This is a genomic window from Moraxella tetraodonis, assembly GCF_022359095.1.
GTDB lineage: Bacteria > Pseudomonadota > Gammaproteobacteria > Pseudomonadales > Moraxellaceae > Faucicola > Faucicola tetraodonis.
The window spans coordinates 2,232,750-2,257,312 of the sequence record NZ_JACSYB010000001.1; the positions used below are offsets into that span (position 1 = coordinate 2,232,750).

Below are 24,563 nucleotides of genomic sequence, written 5' to 3' on the forward strand. Positions count from 1 at the left end.
GTTGTCGTAATAAATATTATCGTAATAGCCACAGTCGCAATTTTAGTTCCCACGCTGGATGAATCCCCGTCAGACCTTGTACCATTTCGCCATCTTTTAAAATGATGAAAGATGGCGTCACTTGCCCCTGCCAGTCTGTGAAAATTTTGCCATCTTCATCATTTATCGTTACAAATTGCCACCCATGTTGACTTAGGTATTGTTGCACTTCATTTGGCTCGCCTGAATTCACTGCGACGCTAACCACAGGATAATCCGCTGATTTTGCCAGTTTATCCACACTGGGTGAGCTTTGGCGACATACGCCACACCAACTACCCCAAAAATACACCAAGACAGGTCGCTGTTGACTCATTTATTGCAAATCGATGGTTTGACCCTGAATGGTAGTAAATTGCAAAACAGGATTGGCTGGTATCATGGGTTGTCGCCACCAATTAACCACATTATAGATAGCGATAAACACCAAGGCATATATGGCAACACTTTTTACCCATAATCCAATTTTTTTGTTTATCATTCGCATTTTTCTGATCTAAAAAATTTGGTCCAAATAAAAAACGAGCTTAATGCTCGCTTTTTATTTGAATAGATTATTTGGCTGCGGCTAACGCCTGCTCAAGGTCGGCTTTGATGTCGTCAATATGCTCAATACCAATGGATAAACGAATCATGTCTTCGCTAACGCCTGCTTTTTGCAACTCTTCAGCATTTAACTGGCGGTGCGTGGTAGTAGCGGGGTGGCAAGCGAGTGACTTGGCATCACCGATATTGACCAGACGGGTAATTAATTGTAGCGCATCAATGAACTTCGCCCCTGCTTCACGACCGCCCTTTAACCCAAAGGTTAGAATCGCTGATGGCTTACCACCAAAGTATGTTTGCGCAAGCTTATGCTCTGGATGGTCGGTTAATCCTGCATACTTGACCCAAGCCACTTGCGGATGATGGTTTAAAAATTCTGCCACGGCTTGGGCATTTTGGCAATGACGCTCCATACGCAAGGCTAACGTTTCTAGCCCAAGCATAATTTGCCAAGCGTTCATGGGGCTTAGTGCCGCACCGGTATTACGTAAGGGCGCAACGCGTGCACGTGCAATAAACGCCGCAGAACCCATGGCTTCGACAAAATTGACACCATGATAGCTGGCATCTGGGGTATTTAAAATCGCGAAACGTTCTTTGTGAGCGCCCCAATCAAATTTGCCACTATCGATAATCACCCCACCCACCGACGTGCCCGAACCGCTCACATATTTGGTCAATGAATGAATTACAATATCAGCACCATGCTCAAATGGACGGCACAATGTTGGCGTGGCGACGGTGTTATCAATCACCACAGGTACGCCTTTACTATGAGCAAATTCGCTAATTTTTGCGATATCCAGCACGTTACCCAATGGATTGCCAATACTTTCGCCAAATACCAATTTAGTACGTTCATCAATCAAATCAACCAGGGTCTCAGGTTGGGTATAATCAAAGAAACGCACTTCGATACCTTGACGTGGCAACGCATGAGCAAATAAGTTGTAAGTACCACCATACAAAGTTGATACTGAAACGATGTTATCGCCTGCCTCACATAGGGTTTGGATGGTATAAGTAATCGCCGCCATCCCGGATGCCACCGTCAATGCACCGATGCCGCCTTCTAACGCTGCCATACGCGCTTCAAGCACCGCATTGGTTGGGTTCATGATACGGGTGTAGATATTGCCGGCAACTTTCAGATCAAAAAGGTCAGCACCGTGTTGGGTGTTATCAAAGGCATACGAACTGGTGTGGTAGATAGGGACAGCGACAGCTTTGGTGGTCGGTTCTGGTTCATACCCTGCATGAATGGCGAGCGTTTCTGGGCGATGCGGTGGGCTCATACATATTCCTTGAATTTAGTTTAATTAGCAAAAAAATCTCTTTTGCATTGTAACGAGTTGCTAATAAGTTTTGCAAATTCACAATAGAGCATTATTGGAACATTAATGGCATGTTTTGGAATATAGATCTATAGTGACTTGGCCTCTAAAAGTGCGCCATATATCCATTGATAACCACCAATGATAGACAAACAAACACAGCACCACTAAGCTTTGCGAATAGGCTTTATAAAAGAACCCGTTACCTTTTGGTAACCACCATGGAATGAAACAAGCCATCATTATTACGGGCTTTCACGTAATTACTCTAGACGAAGATAAATTAGAAAAAATAAATTAGCGATAATGAACTAGAAAAGATAAATCATGGAGAACGCCCCACCGTTAAATACCTAATCTAACAAAAGTGTTGAAGCTGGTCACACCAGAATAAACCCTAGAGAGCAATTCAGACGAAAATACCCTTAAAATAGTATCAAATACCCGTAAACTAGCCTGCCAATTTAGCAAAAACAAGCGTAAAAATATCTTTAGCTTGTAAAAAAACCCATAATGACCGTTGTCAGTATGGGTTTAACCAATGATATTAAAGCAGGGGTATTAAAGCAATAGTATCGAAGCCATATGATTGAGGCGTTAAGTTATGTCTAAATTAGCTTATAGCTGTAACTCACTGATATCTGCAACCGTTAAAAACAACCCACGCACTTTTTTTAGCAATGCCAACCGATTGGCTTTAAGATTAGCATCTTCACTATTCACCATCACCTGCTCAAAGAAATCATCCAATGGCTGCTGCAGCGTGGCTAGCGATTGTAAAATCTGGGTGTAGTTGGCGTTGTCAGTGTGTTGGTGGGGCTCAATACTTTGCGCCGCAGTTTGCACCGCTTGATACAATGCTTTTTCGGCAGGTTCTTGTAAATAAGCCGTTTGTACTTGGCTTGCAATCTCACCCTCAGCCTTGGCTAAAATATTGGCAACACGTTTATTGGCTTCGGCAAGTTGTTTGGCGGGTGGCAAATCACGGAAGGCTTGAACTGCTTTGATGCGATGGTCAAAGTCCATTGGCACTTGCGGTTGTAACGCCTGTACCGCCATAATTGTATCCACGCTCACGCCTTGGTCTTCATACATGGCACGGTAGCGTGAATTGATAAACTCCATCACTTGTTTAAAAGTTTTTGGTAAGTCGTCAATTTTGCCTACATAACCCAATAAAGCTTGCTCAAGCAAGACTACCAGATTTAGTGGCAGTTGTTTCTCAATCAAAATACGCAGTACCCCAATCGCCGCACGGCGCAGACTAAACGGGTCTTTTGAACCGGTTGGCGCTTGATCAATACCAAAAATACCGACCAGCGTATCCAAACGGTCTGCTAATGCCAGCGCCGTTCCAATGTTGGTCGCGGGTAGTTTATCACCGCTAAATTTTGGTAGATATTGCTCTTCGATTGCCGCCGCCACCGCTTCTGGCTCTTGGTTTAAACGCGCATAGTAAGTCCCTGCCACGCCTTGCAATTCTGGAAACTCACCCACCAAGGTACTGGCAAGGTCTGCTTTTGACAGCAAGCCTGCCCGTGCCGTTTGCTCAACGTCTTCGCCAATTTGGGTGGCAATAAAGGCAGCTAGCTTGGCAATACGCTCAGATTTTTCCCAAATTGTCCCTAACTTATCTTGGAATACGCGGGTTTTGAGATTTTCAGTCAGTGCAAACAATGGCTGTTTTTGGTCTTGTAAAAAGAAAAACTCGGCATCGGCAAGGCGTGGACGTACCACTTTTTCGTTACCGGCAATCACTTGCGCTTTATCTTTACTGTCAATGTTACTGATAAAGATAAAATAAGGCTGTAATTTACCTTGGCTGTCAGTCAAACAAAAATATTTTTGATCCGCCTGCATGGTACTAATCAAGGCCTCTTGCGGCACTTGTAAGAATCGTGGCTCAAAGCTTGCGCGTAGTGCTACTGGATAATCGACCAGCGCAGTGACTTCATCAAGCAAATCTTGCGGTACGATAGCAGTCGCACCTACTTCATCGGCAAGCTGTTGCACTTGTTCTTTGATAAGCTGCTGGCGTTTGTCAAAATCAGCGATGACGTGCGCCTCGGCAAGGTTTTGCTCATAGCTGTCCGCCGTGTCAATTCTAACCTTATCAGGATGATGGAAACGATGTCCGAGACTATAACGACCCAGTTCAACGCCCTGCGATCCTGTCTCACCCGACGTTAACCCTTGAATCGTCGCTGGCAGCACTTGGTCGTCTTTGAGTAGCACCAACCATTTGACAGGGCGAACAAACTCGGAACGCTCTGCGCCACTACGCATGCGTTTGGCAATCGGCAACTCATCTAAGGCTTTTTGAAAAATACTCGGCAGTAAATCAGCCACAGGCTGACCAATGACATTCATTTCATAGCCGATATAATCGCCTTTATCACCCTTGATGGTAATCAAATCCTTGACGTCAATACCCAAGCCTTGGGCAAACCCTTGTGCCGCTTTGGTTGGATTACCGTCCTTATCATAGGCAGCTTTGACTGCAGGACCGCGTTTTTGTTCGATTTTATCGGGCTGTTTTTCACTAATTCCTTGAATCTGTAAGGCAAGGCGACGCGGGGCGGCAAAGCTTTTAATGGTATCAAAGCGAATATTGGCATCTGTTAGCGATTGGGTGACATGGTCGTTAAGTGCATCGCGCAATGTTTTTAGATTTTTTGGGGGCAATTCTTCGGTGCCAAGTTCAAATAAAATAGTAGACATGCTAAAGCCTTGTTGATTCAAATAGGGTAAATATAGCCGATTATAGCAGAAATTTAAGCCATAAAAATGCCCCATCAGCGGGGCAAATCAAGAAAACCGTCAGCGCAAAACGAAAATTAAACTTATCGGCTGGCGCTTGCCGAAGTTGTTACAGCGGTTGTGGTGACTGGCGTATTAGCCGCCGCTTTTGGTTTGGCTTTGGCAGGATTGACAACAAAATTAATGCCTAACAACAACAGCGTCACCCCTAAAATCGGGCGCAATTTTTTCTCAGGTAGTTTACTGCTCAATAATGTGCCTACAATAATGGCAGGAATCGCGCCAATGAGCAAAAAGGTCAACATGTGAAAATCCACACTGCCTGACAGCAAATGTCCGAGGCCTGCGACCAAGGTTAACAGCACCGCATGTACCACATCCGAGCCGATGATACGAATGAGGGGCAATTGGGGAAAAATTAGCACCAGCGCCATGACGCCAAATGCCCCTGCCCCAACCGAGGATAAGGTCACTACTACCCCGAGCAATATGCCCATCAGCACCAATTTATATTTGGGAATTTGGGAGGTGAGACTGTCAGTTTGGTCAGTTTTGCGGTATTTGTCAAAAAACGCCTCGATACGGTTGCGAAAGATCAGCGAAATCCCGGTGATGGTCAACATCACGCCCAATATCAAGGTCATGATTAGTTTGATGGCGTTAATATTACCCAAGTAAGTAGCGATGAGATAATTGGTGACAATGGAGGCTGGAATACTACCAATCGCTAGCCATAGCACGATTGGCCAAACGACATTTGATTTTTTAAAATGTACCACACCACCAAAAAACTTGGAAATAGCGGCGTATAGCAAATCGGTGCCGACAGCAATATGCGGCTCTACTTTTAGCAGTAAAATCAGAATCGGCGTCATCAGTGACCCACCGCCCACGCCCGTCACCCCTACGCAGAATCCGACAAAAATACCCGCTAAAATAAAATAAAGTTCCACTCACCGCCCCTTGTTACATGGCTTACTTGCTGCGGCTATTGTAGTAGAATAGCGCGTCGTTGCCCTGTGGCGATTTTTGATATAAATATGCGAGATTAGAATATTCTGATAATTTGATATTTTTTATTAACGTTGACAACAAAATAATCAATAAAATAAGGCAAGAAAAAAGGCAATAGAACCTATCTATTGCACTTTTTAGTTTGACCGTTCAAAGAAAATTTTTTCGTCGATGTGATGAAACTATTGTGATGTATCCGCTTCTTTCATCTGTTATTTTGAAATAGCTTCTTTTGGTAGATATTTTTCTAACGCATCGGCTTTATGTGCGTCATCCGCCAATGGGAAGCCCAATTTGGCGCGCGTTTCTACATAGCTTTGTGCGACCTTACGCGCCAAGGTACGCACACGCAAGATAAAACGCTGACGCTCAGTGACTGAAATCGCCCCACGCGCATCCAACAAGTTAAAGGTATGTGACGCTTTAAGCACCATTTCATACGCAGGCAGCGGCAGATTAAGACCGACCAATTTGTCGGCTTGGCTTTCATAAAAATCAAACAACTCAAACATTTTTGCCACATCGGCATGTTCAAAATTGTAGGTTGATTGCTCTACTTCGTTTTGGTGGAATACATCACCATAAGTGACACGACCAAACTCGCCATCCGTCCATATTAAGTCATACACACTGTCCACGCCTTGGATATACATGGCAAGGCGCTCAAGACCGTACGTGATTTCTCCTGTCACTGGGAAACACTCAATACCACCGACTTGCTGGAAGTAAGTAAACTGGGTAACTTCCATGCCATTAAGCCAAACTTCCCAACCAAGCCCCCATGCACCAAGCGTTGGTGATTCCCAGTTGTCTTCTACAAAGCGGACATCATGCGTTAAGGTATCAATGCCAATCGCTTTGAGTGACCCCAAGTACAATTCTTGAATATCAGGTGGATTAGGTTTGAGTACCACTTGGAACTGATAATAATGTTGTAACCGGTTTGGGTTGTCGCCATAGCGACCATCCGTGGGACGGCGTGATGGCTGCACATAGGCGGCATGCCAACGCTCTGGACCTAATGCTCGTAAGAAAGTGGCGGTATGAAACGTGCCTGCACCCATTTCCATATCGTAAGGCTGTAACACCACACAGCCTTTTTCTGCCCAATAATTTTGCAAAGTTAAAATCAATTGTTGAAACGTCATCATACGAGAATTACCACTATATAGTCGGTGATTAGGCAAACTGTATTTATCAAAATAGTTGTCCACGTGATTTTGATAAAGCGTCAGTTTTTTTAATTAGTCAGATTAAAAATTTAAATTTTTTTGCGTCGCAAATAGCACTTAAAATAGGCGGTACAATTGCCGAACGATATTTTTACTTAAAACGCCCAAAATAGCAAACTTATCCAATTTTTCAGCTACAGGTATAGCAATGGTTATTGAGCAAATTAATTGGCTGGCAAAACTACAAAGCATTAAAACAATATACATTTCGCGACAAATCAGCTACCGCATTTTAGCACTTTTTTACTAGATTTACGAAAATTCCTGCTACCCTTTAACCAGTGATTTCGACGATTGATTGTTAGCTTTTTTTATGCGCTTTTAGCCTTTTTAATCGCTGTTTTTAAGATAAATCAGCCAAATTTGATACGTCATCCAATGTCGTTTTAGTTGGGTTTTGACTTTTAATTTTCATCTTTTATCGCCATAATAACCTACACAAGCTTTTACTTAATTTATGTTAAGTAGTTGTTTTCAATAACTTTTCATGAGGTCAACCATGCTTATTTCGGCAAGTCTATTATTAGCTGCTACGTCGTTAACTTCTAACTGGTTGTTTTTAATCGTTCTAGTGACTGTCGGTATGCTAGCGATTGCGTTTACCCCTTACCGTTTTGTATTGGGCTATTTTATGTTGGGCATGGTGTACTGGATTTCGGTGGAAGGCCTGCACTGGGCAGTGGTCACGCTGTCATCGTTGACTGGCACGGATGCGTATGTGGCGGCAATTGGTCTATCAATGATTCCGATTGTGATAGCGTTAAATGGAAAACCCAAGTTTAATAAAGCGGCGAGTCAAGCTACTACTTACCAAACCAGGTTAAAAAGCAGTGTCCAAATGAGCGCCGGTCATCGTCCTGTGGTGTTAGAAAAAGATACCGATTTTCATCAAAACTTTGTTCGTCATGCCTCTGTGTTTGACTCAAAAAACTAATAACAACCTCGCCACCTTATCGCTATAGCAAGTTATTTAACCCATCATGTTGATGGGTTTTTTATGCGCTTTAGCTTGATAAAAGGTAAAAGGCTCGCTGTCTAACGTCGCTCAAATACACAAATCAAACGCTTTGATTACAAAAAATGATACTGGTATGTTAAACATTACTGTAACTTGGCATCGATGCCCTTATAATATATTTTATAACAAAGCTATTAAATCCTTTGTAGTAGCGAATTATAATCTCTTTGAAGTGAATGACTTAATTATTATCATTTATTAAAAGACCTTGCGCATTGCAATATCTATAAAATCTATAATTTTGGAGAGTACCTATGTTATCTCAATTAACCCAAATCAAATCAGATCCCCTCGACGTATTATTGTTTGCCGTTGGTTTGCGTTTAACCCAACTTGCCAAAACAGGCGATGACAAATTTAAAGGTTTATTAGAAAACCGTAATTTTACTATTCAACTCGGCAGCGACGCGGAACAAACGTCACGCTATTATGAGATTAATAACGGTACTTTTAGCCAACATGCAGGTCCCGCGAAAGAGCCAACATTGACGATTACCTTTAAAGATTCAATGACGGGTGTGAAATTGCTTACTAAAGGTGAGGCGACGGCATTTATGACGGGCATCCAAAATGGTGACTTAAAAATGTCCGGTGATTATTCACTGCTGATGTGGTTTAACCAAATTGCAAAATTTATTGTGCCAAAAGTACCTGAGCCACTAAAACCTGTGGTTGAACAAGCAAAACCATTAATTGAAAAAGCCACACCTTTTGCCAAAGAACTTTGCAGTAAAGCCCTAGCAATGATTGGGGGGGCGAGCGCGGGTAAAGCATCTGGTAGCAGCAAATACTTTAATGAATCAAACACCAAAGATGTCAATGCTGACAGCGAGACACAAGCGAGTACATTAGACACCCTTAAGGCGAAAGCGGCTGAAATCAAAGATGACGCGGTGGAAAAATTTGATGAGCTAAAAACCGAAGCCAAAGAAAAAATCGATGCTCTCAAAGAAGATGCGAGCGAAAAATTAGTGGATATTAAAGACACCGCTAATGAAAAACTTGGCGAAACCAAAGAAAAATTGGATGAGGTTAAAGCGCAAGCGGCTGATAAAATTGACGACGCTAAAGAAACTACCACTGAAAAGCTTGATGAAGCGAAAGCCACTAAGGACGATAAAGTTGCGGATGCTAAAACCAAGCTTGAAGACGTCAAAGACCAAGCGGCTGAAAAATTAGCCGATGTTAAAAGCTTTGCAGGTGAAAAACTAGATGATGCTAAATCAAAGGTTGAAGAATTAAAAACCCAAGCCGATGACAAACTAGATGCGCTAAACGATGAAGCCAAAGAAAAAGTGAGCGAGGCAAAAGATAAAGTCGAACAAGCTAAGCAAACGCTGACCGACGAAACAGCCAGTGATTCTGACGTATCTGATAACAAAGCTATTGAAGAAAAGTATGAAGCGGCTAAAGATACTATTAACGCTAAAAATAGTACCGCTAAAGCTGAAGATATTACGGAAGATGATGATACCATCCGTCCTGACAACGTGTTTGCCAAATCAGCCGATAATGAGAACTTAACGCCTGCGCTGCGTAAATCGGCTGAAATTGAGGCAAAGCATGCGTCTGATGAGGTCATTGCCGACAATGTCGAAACTAGCGCAGTCACTGATGATAAATCACCTATCACCAATATTTCCATTACCCGTGGTGATAGCTCACAAGATAAATAAGCCATTGTTATTAAATAATAAAAAACAATCACTTTAGGTGGTTGTTTTTTTTTGGTATGATGAGACACCTTTTATCATTTTAAGCTTTATTTTAATTAGGATTATAGCTGTCATGGCAGACTTATTAGCAATTCAACAATCACAACAACCGATTGGCACCACAATGACCACCCAAAGCCGCCCAACTCGCGAGCAAATCCAAGCTTGGTTTGAACTACCTTTGATGGATTTACTGTTGCTCGCGCAAAACAAACTTCGCGAACACTTTCCACCCAATGCGGTACAAGTCAGTACCCTGCTATCAATAAAAACAGGCAATTGTCCTGAAGATTGCGGCTATTGCTCACAGTCAGGGCACCATAGCACCGACTTACAACCTGAAAAGAAAATCGAAGTACAAAAAGCGATTATTGAGGCCAAAAAAGCCAAAGCCGCTGGCTCTAGCCGTTTTTGTATGGGTGCGGCATGGAAGCACCCAAACGATAGAGATATGCCCTATGTGGTTGAGCTCATTAAAGAAGTCAAAGCATTAGGGTTAGAAACTTGCATGACGCTTGGCATGTTATCGGGTAACCAAGCGCAAGTACTTGCTGAAGCGGGACTGGATTACTACAACCATAACCTTGATACCTCACGCGAGTACTATAACCATATCGTCTCCACCCGTAGTTATGATGACCGTCTAACTACCCTTGACCATGTGCGTCAAGCAGGCATCAATATTTGCTCAGGTGGTATCATTGGTATGGGTGAAAGTCGTGATGACCGCATCAACCTACTCACTGAACTGGCTAATCTGCCAAAACCCCCTGAATCAGTCCCAATCAATATGCTAGTACCCATTGAAGGCACGCCAATTGCAGATCAGCTGCAAGGCACGCGCTTGCCTGTGCTTGAGTGGATTCGCACCATTGCTGTCACGCGCCTTGCTTGTCCAACTAGCTATGTGCGTATTGCCGCAGGTCGTGAAGGCTTAACCGATGCCGAGCAAGCCATGTTGTTTATGGCAGGTGCCAATTCTTTCTTTTATGGGAATCGTTTATTGACCACCGATAATGCTACCACCAATCATGATGATCAATTGATTGCCGATTTAGGGTTGACGGTTGAAAAAGCCGAACCTAGACAAATCCCTGTGACCAATGCGATGAATGGTCGCATCGGAAGTTTGGCTGTCGTTTGATATGCCAAGAAACCGCCGAAGTGGCGGTTTTTTCTTAGATGCTTTAACGATGCCTTAACAGAGTTGAAAAGTATGTTAGCCAATTTTTCCCTTCAATCAGCCCTTGATGAACAGCGCCAAAAAGACCTGTATCGTCAACTGACGCCCATTCGTCATGGCGTCACGCCCACCATTGACATAGATGGCAAAACCTACATCAACTTTGCCAGCAATGATTATTTGGGACTTGCCACCGACCCACAACTCATACAAGCATTTAGCCACGCTGCAAAAACCATCCAGCAAGTGGGTAGTGGCGCGGCGCACTTGATTACGGGGCATACGCTTTGGCATGAACAATTGGATACCACCCTTGCCCAAGTGACAGGCTATGAACGGGCATTAACTTTTAGTACAGGGTATATGGCAAATGTCGGTGTGATTCAAGCGTTGTGTGGTAAAGACAGCGTGATTTTCAGTGATAAGCTCAATCATGCCTCCATTGTCGATGGGGCAATCCTTAGCCGTGCCAAAGTCATTCGTTTTGGACATCGCAATTATAGTCAATTAGAACAGCTGCTTTCGCAAAGTAGCGCTAAGCAAAAACTGATTGTCACCGATCATATTTTTAGTATGGATGGTACCATTGCCGATTTGGATGCGCTGCATGCGTTAGCGGTTCGCTATGAATGCGCCTTGATGGTAGATGATGCCCACGGTTTTGGTCTGCCCTATCAGGCTTACAAAAAATCCCAACCGCAAGCGGATATCTATATCGGCACTTTTGGTAAAGCGATAGGTACCAGTGGCGCATTTGTCGCAGGTTCGAGCCAGTTGATTGACTATGTGGTCAATTTTGCCCGTTCATTTATTTATACCACGGCGATGCCCCCTGTGCTTGCCAGCGTGACTGAAACTAGCATAGCTATGTCGCAAACCGATACTTTGCGCAGCGATCAATTACTTGCCAATATCAAACAGCTCAGTCAAGGGCTATTACAGCGAAATTGGCAAGTAGGTATTGATAATCAAATACCGACCACGGCGATTATTCCTGTGGTCATTGGCAATAATGATAGAACCCTGCAGCTCGCCAACGCGTTAAAATCTCGCGGTTTTTGGGTCTCGGCAATCCGCCCACCCACGGTGCCTGTAGGCACAGCACGGCTACGCTTTTGCGTAAGCGCTCGTCATAGTGAACAACAAATCTCGGATTTACTTGCTGTCATGCAGACTTTAAAATAACGGCTATTTGCAGACTTTTTTAGGGCAAGTTTATTTAGAGTAAGCTGATTTAGAATAAGCTTATTTTGGGCAAGCTTATTTAGTTGCATCATCATCGGGGTAGGCAATGACAGAATATTTTTTATGGTTTAAAGCTTGGCATGTGATTTCATTGGTGTGTTGGTTTGCCGCGATTTTTTATCTACCACGCTTGTTTGTCTATCATGCCATGAGTACCGATAAAATCAGTCAAGATCGATTTGCATTGATGGAGCGTAAACTGTATCGCGGCATCATGACACCTGCGATGATTGCCACTTGGATTTTTGGCTTGTGTATGCTGCTGCCCAATTGGGACAGTTATAAAACCCAAGTTTGGCTACATATCAAGCTAGCCTGCGTCATTGGGTTGACGGTATATCATGTAGCTTGTGGTCGATTTCGCTTAAAACTCATTGACAACCCTAACTATAAAACCCATGTTTTTTGGCGGTGGTTTAATGAGGTGCCTGTGTTTATTTTGGTCGCCGTGGTGATTTTGGTGATTGTTAAACCGCAATTTGGCGCGTAATCATTTTGGCACTTCATGGGCTAGGGTTAAATCATAGCGCAAGGGTTCAATCATAGAAGGTTGCCATGATTGCCTGCGCTATTTTCGGTGAGCGCAAGGTGTAAATACGGGTCAAGGTCAGCTTGTTTGAGCAGCCAATCGACATAATCAGGCGGCAAGTCTTTAATAGCAACCCCTTTATGTTTGCCAAAGCGCATTACCGTGGGTTTTCGGGCATGTTCACTGGCTTGATACAGCTGTGCCATATCGGTGATGCGATGCTGAGAGCAGATAGCTTTTAATACCAAAAAAGTAAACCAAATATCGTATTTGGCACCATGCGCGAATTTGATATTTTTTTTGGCAACCTGCGGCTCAAAAAAACACAGTAGCGCCCCCAAACTATGGCTATCTAACTGCGGGAAAAAATGCCGTGCCAGTGCCAAAGTGCAAATACGCTTAATGTTTGATAAATCACAGTTGGCATTGGTGAGCACGTCAGCATCAAAGTCGATATTGTGCCCAATGAGATACTCGCAGTCTTTTGGTAACTGAAAATCAGTATGCGGCGGCTTGTCTGCCACATCGTCGTCAAAAATGCCTGTGATGGCTTGGCTGCCCAAAGTAATTTTTTTGTGTGGGTTAAAGCGCTGCTCAAAGGCGTTGTGGGTCTGTAGTATCAACTCGTCTGCTGGACTAAACACCACGCCAATGTAGGCAATTTCGGTCGCATGTGGCTCAACTAATCCATGCGCTTCTGTATCTAAAATATAACTACTCATAACCTTAAGACTTACTAAATCGCTCAATTCACCCGTTGTAGACAATCATCATACACGATTTAGCGATCGCTTCGTTAGTTTTTCAGTATCTTGGATTTTCAGTATCTTGGGTGCACCAACCGCTGTGTAAAATTTTTGCTTGGTCTTTGCTGCTTCGCTAACCCTGTTGAATTAGCCAACTTAGCCAATAAGAGCGCCAACTCAACCAACAAGGGTATGGGTCTCAGGATAACGAATACGGGTCGGTTTAGGGGTGGCGATAAAATACGCCAAGGTTAACGGTCCAAGACGCCCCATATACATCATAAACATAATCACCCATTGCCCGGGCTCACTCAAGGTCGGGGTGAAATTTCGCGATAAACCGACGGTTGACGATGCCGATATCACTTCAAATAAAATATCAACCAAATGCCCTTCTGGCTCACATATCGCTAAAATAAACGCTGCTAAAGCAATCATCAAAATCGAGGTGCTCATCACCGCAAACGATTTTTTTACCAAGTGATCAGAGATAGCACGATGAAAAATCGTCACTTGCGGGTGCTGACGCAAATATGCCCTAGTCGATGCTAGGATAACCACAAACGTGCCGATTTTGATACCGCCACCTGTGGACATTGAGCCTGCGCCAATAAACATCAATATAAAGGTCAATAACGTACTGGCATCTGTCACTTGGCTATAATCAATATTATTAAAACCTGCGGTACGTGACGTCACCGCCATAAACCAAGATGCAAACCACTGCCCAGCTTCGCTCAATCCGCCAATCGTTTTGGCGTTGTGACGCTCAAGTAACCAATACCCCATACAACCGATAACATTAAGCGCTAGCGTGCCCAAAACCATGACTTTGGTGTGCAGGGTAAATTTTTGCCAGCGCTTGTGTTTGATGATATCTAAAATCACCAAAAACCCGATACCGCCCGTGATAATAAGCAAGCTTATGATAAAACTAATCATCGGCTGGTGCACATAGGCAGTCATATTGTTGCCATTTAGCGCAAAACCTGCATTGTTAAATGCTGAGATACATAGAAAAAACGCTTCATACATCGCATCTTTTAGCCCTTTTAGCGGTGCTAACAATAGCGTTAACCCTAAAAAACCCAAGCTCTCGGTGATAAAGGCAATTTTGATTACCGCTTTGGCGGTACTGCCAATTTGGTTGCTATGAGTGCCCAACGCTTCTTGCGCCGTGATTGAGCCGGATAATCCCATTTTGCCTTGCAGACTGGTCAATACCAAAATTGCAAAGGTCATAAAGCCTAGACCGCCAAATTGAATCAGCGCGGCAATCACCAGTTGTCCAAACGTGGTATAGTTAGCGGTATCTACGACATTTAGCCCCGTGACAGTCACCGCAGACGTCGCGGTAAAGGCTGCCGCTAGGATACTAATCGGTTGAATCGTTGCGATTGGCAATGACAACAAAACCGTACCCATCACAATTAATGCTAAAAACCCCAAGGACAAAATCGCAGGCGAGGACAACTGCACTCCCTGTTTGGTAGGCGGCTCTATGTCGTGAGTACTGGGTTTTGATTTATCAACAATCTTTGATTTTTCGCCTTTTTTGACTTCACGAAACGGCATATCTACAATTACCTTTTTTGCGTGAGTGGTGGGCTAAATAGCCGTTTGCCGAATGACTTTGGCAAGGCGACGCAGCGCTTGGGTATCACCACCCACCACCAATTTATCCCCACCTTGAAAGAAAAAGCCATCGGGTAATTGGTTAAAGATTTGCTGGTTGCGTTTTAGCATGATAAAAGTAATATCAGGATGGTTGTGTTGGACATCCGACCACGGGTGCCCTCGCCACTGCTCAGGCGGGTCTAGGCGAACCAAAAACTGCTCGTCACCCAATGCCATGTATTGTTTGACCATCGGATAGTTCATCTTTTGGGCAATACGAATCCCCATGTCTTGTTCGGGGTGAATAATATTGTTCACCCCTAAGCTTTGTAGGATTTGGTGATGGGAGTCGGTTTTGGCTTTCACCCATAGGTTTTGTACGTTCAGGCTTAGTAGGTTGAGTGTACATAGCAAGCTGGCTTCAAGGTTATCACCAATGCTGACGAGTACGCCGTCGAAACTTGCAAGGTCAAGCTCTTCTATGGTGTCTTTGTCGGTGGCGTCAGCAATCACGGCACGGGTGACATATTCACTGATGTCATCGACCAGTTTTTCATCAATATCAATCGCTAGGACTTGGTTGCCCAATTTTTCAAGCTCTTTAGCGCAGGTAATACCAAAAACACCCAGTCCAATAATGGCAAATTGCATTATATTTTTCCTTTTTGATATTTTTTTACTTATTAAAGATTCATTTTATTATTTTAACTATGGGTTTCAACAAATTCTTTAGTTACTAAAAGGCAATACGTTCTGACTTTTCAAAATAAATATATCTGCTTTATTTGGCTCAATATTCAAAATCGCCAATAAATTTTGTTGCAGCCATTTTGTACTAACTGAATAAAGCGACATGTCATAATAAGCATCTTTAGGAAAGAAAAAGCTGATTTTTCCTGCTTTATAGCCATTGATGATTACAGCATCTAAGCCCATCACTTCCGTATAGTTCTCAAATACCATTAGGTCAAAAACTTTGTCGGTATAATAAAACTCTGACTTTTCAGACAAACAAATTCTTAAAATTGTGCCAGACCAAATTTTTTCTTCATCAAAGTCTAAAAGATTGGTAAACATTACTGATAACGTAAATTATTTCTTAAAACGCTGACGGCTGGCTTCATATAGCACCATGCCAGTGGCGACACTGACATTTAAGCTTTGGATTTGCCCATGTTCATTGCCGGGCATCGGGATATAAACCAGCTGGTCGCAGGTATCTGCGGTCAAACGGCGAATACCGTCACCTTCTGAGCCCATCACAATCGCCACATCACCTGTCAAATCACAGTCTTGCACGGGCTTTGCCGTGTCATCTAGAGCCGTACCAAACACAAACACCCCTTGTTTTTTGATGTCAGTGAGCGTACGCGCAAGATTAGTAACTTGGATAAAAGGCATTAATTCCACCGCACCAACGGCGACTTTTGCCACGGCTGGGGTGATGCTTGAGCTATGATTTTTGGGAATAATGACGGCTGAGACGCCCATTGCCACGGCGGTACGCAAACACGCGCCAAGGTTGTTCGGGTCGGTGATTTGATCAAGCACTAGTAGTAATAGCGGTTTTCGCTCGGCTTGGTGTTTGTCAACTAAGTATTTGAGATCTGCCTCATCTTGGAGTTCAGCAGGGCGGGCTTGTAATACCACGCCTTGATGCTGCGGACTTTCTGCAAGCTTGGTGAGTTTGTCTTTGGCGCTGATTTGTATTGCAATCCCGTAGGTTTGGGCAAGCTCGGTGATGTTGGCTACCGTGGCATCATCTTGTTTTTTACCGTCTTGAATAAAGAGTGTCAACCCATCGATACCGCGGTGTTGCAAGATGGATTGCACGGCATGAATGCCATAAAAATAACTCGGTTTTGCCATGATTGATGACCCTTTTTTCGATTTTATATTTGCCTTGCCCCTAGCCTTGTATATTATTCGCTAGCCTTCTAGGTGGCAAATGTACTGCACGACTGCTTCATTACGTAGCTCATAACTGCTATGCCCTTCGACCAAAAACGCTTGACCGGCACGGTAATAAGTAAATTCTTCCTCGCCTGCCAGTTTGACTTCACACTCGCCTGCCAAAATTTCGATACGTTCAGATGAGTCAGTTTTAAATTCATAGGCAGGTACATCGGCATCACAAGGTAGCACGATTCCTAGCATTTTTTTGCGTCCATCTTCAAACCAAACGGTCCGACTAAAAGTACGACCTTCATAGTAAACATTCGCTATTTTTTCTACCGATACATGGTCGAAACGATTAGGTGACGTCATGAGATTCTCCTTAAAATACACAGTCAGTTGACTTGATAACGCTGCCTTGTTATAAAAAATTATAAAGAATTATAAAGATGGGCAAGTCGTTTTGCGGCAACCCGCTTTTTTTAGTCGACAAATGGGTTTTATAATCAAACGCAGTCCGTGACTTGTCGCAATCAGCCAATGCTATTGCCGATAGATTGTTAACGGTTGATAAAAAATTATGTTCCGTTATCCTTATGCAGACGTTGTTTAGACAAATAGGATATCATCAAATTTAGTCAACTTTTATGACAATCTATTATAACAATCTATGTTTTATGACAATCGATGAAACCGCCCTCAAATTAACTAGGCGAAGATTGCTAGACACAGATACCCATCAAAGATAGCCAGCTGACGGAAATTTGGATTTTTGCGTTGCTTATTTTGTAATTGTCCCAATTATGCTATTGTTTAGTGTGAAACAGCTAGATGGAATTTTTACTGATTTTTGAAGACTTGTCTAGGATTATTGTGAGCTTTTCATGACAAGGTTACAATAAAGTTTTTGCAAATTTGACCGCCAATGTGCCACTCTTAACGTCAATGATAGGATTGATATGCTGACACAGTTAACCTTACAAAATTTAGCACTCGTCACCAATGCTGAAATTGAGATGAATGCTGGATTTAACATTATCACTGGCGAGACAGGTGCTGGTAAATCACTGTTGCTTGACGCCTTGACCTTGTGCGTGGGTGGTCGTAGTGACGCAGGTTTGATTCGGCATGGACAGACCACGGCAGACGCTTTTGCAGAATTTAATATCGGTCAATTACCCGAAGTCATGGCATGGCTTAGTGAGCAAAATTACCCATTTGAAGACGATACGCTGCTGATTCGCCGGCAACTTGCTAACCAAAACGGTGCGCTTCGTAGTAAAGCTTGGCTCAATGGCATGCCCATTAGTATGAATGAGCTTAAAACCTTGGGTGGGTTACTGGTCAATATTCACAGCCAACATGCCCAGCAAAGTTTGCTGCGTCCGCAGTTTGTGATGGAATGGCTTGATAGCGCCACGGGATTAAACAGCCAAGCAAGCGACGTGAAACAAGCGTTTTTGCAGTACGAACGCCTTAAATCACAAGCCGCGCAGCACGCCAAAGACGAGCAATTGCGCCAGCAGCAAATTCAGCTATTGAGCAATCAATTAGCCGATATTGAGCCAATTGCCACTGTCTTATACAGTGAACTTGAAGCTGAATACGATGAATTATCTAACCTTGAAAACCTCATGCAGCAAGCCGCCTTGTCGGTGCAATTACTGGATAATGACAGTGATGAGCCCGATGTGGTAAGCCTGCTTAATCGGGCGATTAAACTGTGTGAAGCGCAAACCGAGCTTAGCCAAACCTATGCGGATTGCGTTGAACAGTTGTACTCAGCACATACCCAAATCGCTGAAGTGGCTAGCACTTTGAGCAATTATGCCGAAGGACAAAGCCTTGACCCCAAGCGGTTAGCGTTACTTGATGAGCAGTTATCGACGTTCCACCGACTCGCGCGTAAATATCACACCACCCCTGAAAGCCTTGTTGAAGACAGCCAAGCCTGGCAACAGCAATTAGATGATTTGCAATCGGTGATGTCGCCTGAAGCAATGGCAGAGCAAATTGAACAAGCTTATCAAGCCTACTTGCAAAAAGCCCAAGCGTTGGATGACAGTCGCCAAGCCAATGCCACGACGTTAGCTGAAGCCCTAGTTGCACGGTTAAAAGCATTGGCATTGCCCAATGTGCAAGCGGCATTTGAATTTACCCCACTTGATAAACCACAAAGTATCGGGTTATCGCAAATCGATTTGCTATTTAGTGCCAATGTCGGCATGCCGATGCAACCGATTCACAAAATCGCCTCAGGCGGTGAATTATCACGGCTAGCCCTTATCATGCAAGTCATTGATGCGCAAGGGGTTTGCCGTAATACGATGACCGATATGGCAACCACCACCCGTCAGTTATTGGTATTTGATGAAGTAGATGTAGGTATCAGTGGTGGCACGGCGCAAGTGGTGGGCGAATTACTGCGTGAGCTGGGTGAAGAACAACAAATCATTGCGATCACTCACCAATCGCAAGTCGCGGCACAAGCCCATCAGCATATTTTGGTGTACAAAACCCAGCAAGAGAAAGCCCAGTCTCACTTAAAAATCCTGTCGGGCGATGACCAAGTGCAGGAATTAGCGCGCATGTCGGGCGGGGTCAATATCACCGAAGACACGCTCAAACACGCGCGCAGTTTGCTAGCAAGTCGCCGTGTCAGTTAATTTAACATTGCTTGTCGCTTTTAATGTTTATCGCTTTTAATGCTTATTGTTTTTAATGTTTGCCGCTTTTAAGTCGCTTTTAATTAGGTATGCCACTGAATGTCAAAAAACCAAAATCTTACCAACCATTTTTTGATAGCGTCGCCCAATATTGACGGCGGGATTTTCTATCAATCTTTGGTCTATATTTGCCGTCAAGACCAACAAGGCACGTTAGGGCTGGTAGTTAACAAACCCATCGAGACCAGCAACGTCGCCAAATTGTTTGAAGAATTAAATATTGATGTGACCATCACCGACTTGCACCGAAAATTACCCTTAGATGGAGGCCCCATGAACCCGGAAGTTGGGTTTGTGCTCCATACGGGACAGCCCGATTGGGTATCTTCGTTTGCCATCACCGAAAACGTCTGTATCACCACTAGCAAGGATATTTTACAAAGTATCGCCAATGGTCAAGGCGTTGAGCATTTTGAGCTTTGTTTGGGTCATGCCAGCTGGGGAAAAGGGCAGCTAGAAGAAGAAATCAACCAAGGCGATTGGTTTGTTTTGCCGGCATCAATGGGGCTATTGTTTGATATCGACCATCAGACTCGCTGGCAAGTCGCCGCTCACCAACTGGGCGTTGATTTTAACAAACTGAGTACGGATATCGGGCATGCTTAACCTGACTATGGCACAAGATACCCATCACACCCAAACTATTGAAACGGTGATGGGGCTTGATTTTGGCATCGCAAAAATGGGTATCGCCTTGGGCAATACCTTAACCCAAACTGCAAGCCCGTTGATGCAGTTTAAAATGGATAATGGCAAACCCAATTGGGATGAATTGCTAAAACTTATCGAGTCATGGCAAGTGAGTACCATCATCATCGGTTTGCCGCTAAATATGGATGGCACTGCATCTGAGCTTGGCAATCGTGCCAAAAAATTTGCTCGTAGGCTCAAGCACCAGCTCGAGGAAGCGCATCGACCACGGCCGATTATTTTGGCGGATGAGCGCTTAACTAGCCGTGAAGCCAAAAATTTGGCTTGGGAATATGGGTTAATCAAAAGTGACAAAGAGCCGATTGATAGTATCGCCTCGGCAATTATGCTTGGCAGTTGGCTTAGAAGTGGCGAAGGAGCGCTGTTATCATGACTCAATTAAATGTGCCTGCTACGCCAACGACCAAAGGCTTTTCTGCCCCTATTCTTGGTTTGATTGAACACGCACAGCGACTCAACAAATGGTCAATTTATCTGGTTTATTTGGCAATTGCGCTATTTTTATTATTTGGTACCCTAAAGAGCTTGTCACAGTTTAAGGACAGTCAAACGATTTATACTTTGTTTCATTGGGTGCCTTACGGACTTGTTGGACTGACCATACCGCTATCCTGCTATGTGGCGTTTATTTTATACCGTTACCGTTTAAGCCAGCCGAGCATGCTTGCGCTGTGTATCGGTATGGGATTTGGCTTGTTTGTTATCAGTAGCTATGTCGCCCTAGCCGCCTGGATTGGGGTGGCGTTTATGTTTAAAGCCAATTTAACCCGTTTTTTTAATTTTATCCAAGAAAGTCGACAAACAGAAACTCAAAAAACAGAGACTCAACATGCCTGATGCCAATTACCAACTCGATACCCAAGGGCTGATTTGTCCAGAGCCGATTATGCTACTGCATAAAACCGTTCGTAAAGCGCAGTCGGGAGAGGTGATTCATGTCATCGCCACTGACCCTGCGACCACGCGCGATATCCCCAATTTTTGTCGTCATCTGGGGCATGAACTTATCGAGCAGCAAGACATCATCAACCCCCAACAACACCAAAATCCTGATCCGTATGCCAATGTGTATCATTACTGGATTAAGAAAAAAGCTGGTTAAAAAAACGCCCCCTTATCCCGAGATTTCAAGTCATTTATGTCCCAAGTCGCCGCGCGCCAACCTCGCCAAGTCAAAGCCTTACACCTTGATGATGAGCCCAGTTATATTCAGCAGTTTCGCCAAGAATTGCTGACGCGGGGACTTGCCACCAATACGCGCAATGCTTATATTCGTGACTTGATGCTGTGTGAAGCCACCTGTAACAAAGCCATCACCCGTTGGGACGCCAGTGACGTGTTAGCTTGCCTAGCGGCGCTCTATAAACAAGGCAAAACAGCGCGCAGCCAAGCGCGTGCCTTATCATCGCTCAAACAGTTTTTTTTATGGCAAATCAACGCTAATCAGCGTGATGACAACCCGTGTGAGCATATCAAGACCCCAAAACTTGGGCGCGCGCTACCCAAAGATTTATCCGAAAGTGATGTCGATGCCCTACTCGCCAGCCCAGATACATCGACCCCATTGGGCATGCGTGACCAAGCCATGTTTGAAGTGCTCTATGCGTGCGGGCTGCGTGTCTCTGAGCTTATTCATTTATCGTTAAGTGAAGTCAATCTCAATGCAGGCTGGTTACAGGTTACCGGTAAAGGTGATAAGACTCGGCTGGTACCCCTTGGCGAAGTGGCGATTGATGTATTGACCGATTATTTGACCCTGGCGCGACCGCAACTGTGTATCATGAAAAATGGCCGAGAAAGTCGCTGTCAAGCAGTATTTTTGACCCAACAAGGCGGCTACATGACCCGCCAAAACTTTTGGTATGTCATTAAACGCTACGCCAAGCAAGCCGGCATCGAAAGTGAAATTTCTCCGCATACCTTACGTCATGCCTTTGCCACCCATTTGCTCAATCACGGCGCTGACTTGCGCAGTGTACAGATGTTATTGGGTCACAGTGATTTATCAACCACCCAAATCTATACCCATGTGGCTACGGCAAGACTGCAACAGCTGCATCAGCAGCACCATCCACGCGCTTAGGGCTGTTTGTTTATAGACAAATTTTTTGAAACCCATAAAGCATAAAATCGGTCGTAAAGCGCATTGACCCTGCCTGCTGGCAGCGCTCGATTAATGCTTCACGTCTGGCTGGCTGCGCCCGAAACGCATAGGGCGTCATAGTCAATAAATCTTGTAACTGCGTAGCGGTAAGCGAAATCGTGGTTTCCACCCGCGTTTGCTTAACCAACGCAAAATACGGTGCTAATTCATCGATAAATTTGTCTGAGTCGTGCGCTACGATTTGTTCAAATAACCCGTCACGCATCTCAATCAAGTGATTGACGGCAGGCTTGGCAATCACTAAAAAGCCCTGATCGCTGACCAACCGATGAAATTCATCCGCCAAAATCGGGCTAAAAATACTGGTCAATATACTCACCGCCTGATTGGCCAATGGTACTTGCGAAGCAGATGCCACTAAGCAATATTTTTGTGTGGTCGTGCTAATTGGTTTAAGTCGTTTGGCAGTGGCGAGTACGGCAGGTTTGCTGATATCAAGCGCGACTAACTTACTTGGGTTAAGCTGTAAAAATCGCTCAGTGTAATACCCCTCGCCACAGCCAATGTCTAGCCAATTTACCGATGGTTGGGAGGATAATAGCCCTTTGCAAAAGTCATACAGCCCATCTTGCAGCGACTGATAAAACCCCGCTTGTAGAAAACGACGCCGCGCCATAATCGACTCATCACTATCGCCAGGGTTTTTGCTATGCTTATTTTGCACCGGCAGTAGATTCACATACCCTTGTTTGGCGACATCAAAATCATGTTGCCGCTGCTGCGGATTTTCACCTGTGCATTGCCAAACTTTTTCACCCACCTTTAGCGGACTTTGGCAAATCGGGCAGTGAAAATTTGCAGAAAATGTCGAAGGGAATGCCACCATGAAAATATCTCAAAAAAGCTGTTAAAAACCCAATTGATGCAAAGCGCCGTTAGCGAACGTAGCAAAGTTAGCGAAGTTTTAACGTCATCAGCCCTAAAATAACCAAGACAATGGTAATAATCCAAAAACGGGTGACCACTTGGGTTTCTTTCCAGCCGCCTTCTTCAAAATGGTGATGCAGGGGCGCCATGCGAAAGATGCGTTTTTTACGCAGTTTGTAAGAGCCTACTTGTAGCATGACCGATACCGCTTCTGCCACAAATAAACCACCCATGATGAACAGCACAATCTCTTGGCGCGTCATCACAGCAATGGTGCCGAGCATCGCGCCTAAGGCTAATGCACCGACATCACCCATAAACACTTGGGCGGGATGGGCATTAAACCATAAAAACCCTAAGCCCGCCCCAACCATGGCACCACACACCACTGTCACATCACTATTATAAGCAATATAGGGCACGTGGAGATATTCAGCAAAGCGAAAATCCCCTGACACATAAGCAAACACCCCTAAGCCTGCGGCGACCAACACCACAGGAAAAATGGCAAGGCCATCCAAACCATCGGTTAAGTTAACCGCATTTGAGGTACCATTAATCACAAAATAGGTAAAGATAATAAACGCCAAACCCAATGGTACAGCGGAGAAAGGAATCGACACGTTTTTGAATAACGGAATCAGTAAATCTTGCATGGCGTGAGCTGTCGCCACATGCGGCTGCTGACTGGCAATCCAGTACAAGGACACACCAACAAATAAAGCGCCAACTGACAACCAAAAATATTTTTTGCGTGCAATCAAGCCTTTTGGGTCTTTATGTTTGATTTTTAGCCAGTCATCTGTCCAGCCCACGGCGCCAAAAATCACCAAGACCACCAGCAAAATCCATACGTAGGGATTGGTTAGATTCGCCCACAGTAGCGTGGTGACCAAAATACTGCCTAAAATCAAAATCCCGCCCATGGTGGGTGTGCCTGTTTTGGCAAGGTGGCTCTGTGGGCCATCGTTACGAATGGCTTGTCCATATTTGAGCGCGCGCAGCCGTTCAATGACGCGGCCACCAAACACCATACTGATACCCAGCGCAGTCAGCACCGCTAATAAAACACGTAAGGTCAGCGATGACACAGCCGAAAATGGGGAATAAAATTGGCTTAGCCATTCAAACAACCACAATAGCACGAGTGGACTCCTTAGGGAATGTCGGGTAAAACAGGGATGCAATGTCCCTATCATGATCATGATGAAATAAATGAAA

At 44.3% G+C, this 24,563-nt stretch carries 25 protein-coding genes; 11 read left to right on the forward strand and 14 right to left on the reverse strand.

What is annotated here, in order from left to right:
- Positions 1–16 precede the first annotated feature (16 nt).
- The 6 genes from H9W84_RS09825 to glyQ form a co-directional block, all read right to left on the reverse strand.
- Positions 17–355 carry a protein disulfide oxidoreductase gene (locus tag H9W84_RS09825; RefSeq protein WP_239743338.1) on the reverse strand — a complete coding sequence of 113 codons (339 nt, stop codon included), beginning with the start codon at positions 353–355 and terminating at the stop codon, positions 17–19.
- Positions 356–520, reverse strand: coding sequence for a hypothetical protein (locus H9W84_RS09830; protein WP_239743340.1), 165 nt, complete (start codon positions 518–520; stop codon positions 356–358).
- Positions 521–593: 73 nt separating this feature from the next.
- Positions 594–1,880, reverse strand: coding sequence for an O-acetylhomoserine aminocarboxypropyltransferase/cysteine synthase family protein (locus H9W84_RS09835; protein ID WP_239743342.1), 1,287 nt, complete (start codon positions 1,878–1,880; stop codon positions 594–596).
- A 657-nt stretch (positions 1,881–2,537) separates the two neighbouring features.
- Positions 2,538–4,640 carry a glycine--tRNA ligase subunit beta gene (glyS, locus tag H9W84_RS09840; protein WP_239743344.1) on the reverse strand — a complete coding sequence of 701 codons (2,103 nt, stop codon included), beginning with the start codon at positions 4,638–4,640 and terminating at the stop codon, positions 2,538–2,540.
- Between the two features lie 122 nt (positions 4,641–4,762).
- Positions 4,763–5,632 carry a sulfite exporter TauE/SafE family protein gene (locus H9W84_RS09845; RefSeq protein WP_239743345.1) on the reverse strand — a complete coding sequence of 290 codons (870 nt, stop codon included), beginning with the start codon at positions 5,630–5,632 and terminating at the stop codon, positions 4,763–4,765.
- Positions 5,633–5,905: 273 nt separating this feature from the next.
- Positions 5,906–6,841 (reverse strand): glycine--tRNA ligase subunit alpha, encoded by a 936-nt coding sequence (glyQ, locus tag H9W84_RS09850; RefSeq protein ID WP_239743760.1) that lies wholly within the window; start codon positions 6,839–6,841, stop codon positions 5,906–5,908.
- A gap of 571 nt (positions 6,842–7,412) precedes the next feature.
- On the opposite strand from glyQ, the gene aciT reads away from it, so the two are divergent.
- The 5 genes from aciT to hemJ all read left to right on the forward strand — a co-directional run bounded on the left by aciT (position 7,413) and on the right by hemJ (position 12,576).
- Positions 7,413–7,859: an AciT family ciprofloxacin tolerance protein gene (aciT, locus tag H9W84_RS09855; RefSeq protein ID WP_239743347.1), complete on the forward strand. Its 447-nt coding sequence runs from the start codon at positions 7,413–7,415 to the stop codon at positions 7,857–7,859.
- Between the two features lie 338 nt (positions 7,860–8,197).
- The gene (locus tag H9W84_RS09860; RefSeq protein ID WP_239743348.1) at positions 8,198–9,619 is read left to right on the forward strand and encodes a hypothetical protein; all 1,422 of its coding nucleotides are present in this window, start codon (positions 8,198–8,200) and stop codon (positions 9,617–9,619) included.
- Positions 9,620–9,782: 163 nt separating this feature from the next.
- The gene (gene bioB, locus H9W84_RS09865) at positions 9,783–10,802 is read left to right on the forward strand and encodes a biotin synthase BioB (protein ID WP_219299641.1); all 1,020 of its coding nucleotides are present in this window, start codon (positions 9,783–9,785) and stop codon (positions 10,800–10,802) included.
- Between the two features lie 72 nt (positions 10,803–10,874).
- Entirely contained in the window at positions 10,875–12,026 is a 1,152-nt protein-coding gene (locus tag H9W84_RS09870; RefSeq protein WP_239743350.1) for an aminotransferase class I/II-fold pyridoxal phosphate-dependent enzyme, read from the forward strand.
- 106 nt (positions 12,027–12,132) lie between these two features.
- Complete coding sequence (gene hemJ / locus H9W84_RS09875; RefSeq protein ID WP_239743352.1) at positions 12,133–12,576, forward strand: protoporphyrinogen oxidase HemJ; 444 nt, start codon at positions 12,133–12,135, stop codon at positions 12,574–12,576.
- A gap of 50 nt (positions 12,577–12,626) precedes the next feature.
- Here hemJ and H9W84_RS09880 read toward each other — a convergent pair whose 3' ends face one another.
- From H9W84_RS09880 to ppnP, 6 genes are all read right to left on the reverse strand, one after another.
- A complete protein-coding gene (locus H9W84_RS09880) occupies positions 12,627–13,337 on the reverse strand; it encodes an exonuclease domain-containing protein (protein WP_239743353.1) in 711 nt (236 codons plus the stop codon).
- A 201-nt stretch (positions 13,338–13,538) separates the two neighbouring features.
- The gene (locus H9W84_RS09885; protein ID WP_239743355.1) at positions 13,539–14,936 is read right to left on the reverse strand and encodes a TrkH family potassium uptake protein; all 1,398 of its coding nucleotides are present in this window, start codon (positions 14,934–14,936) and stop codon (positions 13,539–13,541) included.
- Positions 14,937–14,969: 33 nt separating this feature from the next.
- Complete coding sequence (locus H9W84_RS09890) at positions 14,970–15,629, reverse strand: potassium channel family protein (protein ID WP_201665531.1); 660 nt, start codon at positions 15,627–15,629, stop codon at positions 14,970–14,972.
- A gap of 78 nt (positions 15,630–15,707) precedes the next feature.
- Entirely contained in the window at positions 15,708–16,055 is a 348-nt protein-coding gene (gene imm45 / locus H9W84_RS09895) for an Imm45 family immunity protein (protein ID WP_239743357.1), read from the reverse strand.
- Positions 16,056–16,070: 15 nt separating this feature from the next.
- Positions 16,071–16,847 (reverse strand): 23S rRNA (guanosine(2251)-2'-O)-methyltransferase RlmB, encoded by a 777-nt coding sequence (gene rlmB, locus H9W84_RS09900; protein WP_239743360.1) that lies wholly within the window; start codon positions 16,845–16,847, stop codon positions 16,071–16,073.
- A gap of 60 nt (positions 16,848–16,907) precedes the next feature.
- Positions 16,908–17,246 carry a pyrimidine/purine nucleoside phosphorylase gene (gene ppnP, locus H9W84_RS09905; protein WP_007115041.1) on the reverse strand — a complete coding sequence of 113 codons (339 nt, stop codon included), beginning with the start codon at positions 17,244–17,246 and terminating at the stop codon, positions 16,908–16,910.
- A 587-nt stretch (positions 17,247–17,833) separates the two neighbouring features.
- Here ppnP and recN point away from each other — a divergent pair.
- The 6 genes from recN (at position 17,834) to xerD (ending at position 22,394) form a co-directional block, all read left to right on the forward strand.
- Positions 17,834–19,540: a DNA repair protein RecN gene (gene recN / locus H9W84_RS09910; RefSeq protein WP_239743361.1), complete on the forward strand. Its 1,707-nt coding sequence runs from the start codon at positions 17,834–17,836 to the stop codon at positions 19,538–19,540.
- Positions 19,541–19,639: 99 nt separating this feature from the next.
- Positions 19,640–20,206, forward strand: coding sequence for a YqgE/AlgH family protein (locus H9W84_RS09915; RefSeq protein ID WP_128680820.1), 567 nt, complete (start codon positions 19,640–19,642; stop codon positions 20,204–20,206).
- Complete coding sequence (gene ruvX, locus H9W84_RS09920; protein ID WP_239743363.1) at positions 20,199–20,684, forward strand: Holliday junction resolvase RuvX; 486 nt, start codon at positions 20,199–20,201, stop codon at positions 20,682–20,684. Before H9W84_RS09915 ends, ruvX begins: the two co-directional genes overlap by 8 nt.
- The gene (locus H9W84_RS09925) at positions 20,681–21,148 is read left to right on the forward strand and encodes a hypothetical protein (protein WP_239743366.1); all 468 of its coding nucleotides are present in this window, start codon (positions 20,681–20,683) and stop codon (positions 21,146–21,148) included. The genes ruvX and H9W84_RS09925 overlap by 4 nt, the downstream gene beginning before the upstream one ends.
- Positions 21,141–21,413, forward strand: coding sequence for a sulfurtransferase TusA (tusA, locus tag H9W84_RS09930; RefSeq protein WP_050324895.1), 273 nt, complete (start codon positions 21,141–21,143; stop codon positions 21,411–21,413). The genes H9W84_RS09925 and tusA overlap by 8 nt, the downstream gene beginning before the upstream one ends.
- A 36-nt stretch (positions 21,414–21,449) precedes the next feature.
- Positions 21,450–22,394, forward strand: coding sequence for a site-specific tyrosine recombinase XerD (gene xerD / locus H9W84_RS09935; protein ID WP_239743368.1), 945 nt, complete (start codon positions 21,450–21,452; stop codon positions 22,392–22,394).
- 10 nt (positions 22,395–22,404) lie between these two features.
- On the opposite strand, the gene H9W84_RS09940 is transcribed toward xerD, so the two are convergent.
- Positions 22,405–23,301, reverse strand: a complete 897-nt coding sequence (locus H9W84_RS09940) for a putative RNA methyltransferase (protein WP_239743370.1) — start codon at positions 23,299–23,301, stop codon at positions 22,405–22,407.
- Positions 23,302–23,368: 67 nt separating this feature from the next.
- Entirely contained in the window at positions 23,369–24,487 is a 1,119-nt protein-coding gene (gene mraY / locus H9W84_RS09945) for a phospho-N-acetylmuramoyl-pentapeptide-transferase (protein WP_239743371.1), read from the reverse strand.
- Positions 24,488–24,563: the final 76 nt, after the last annotated feature.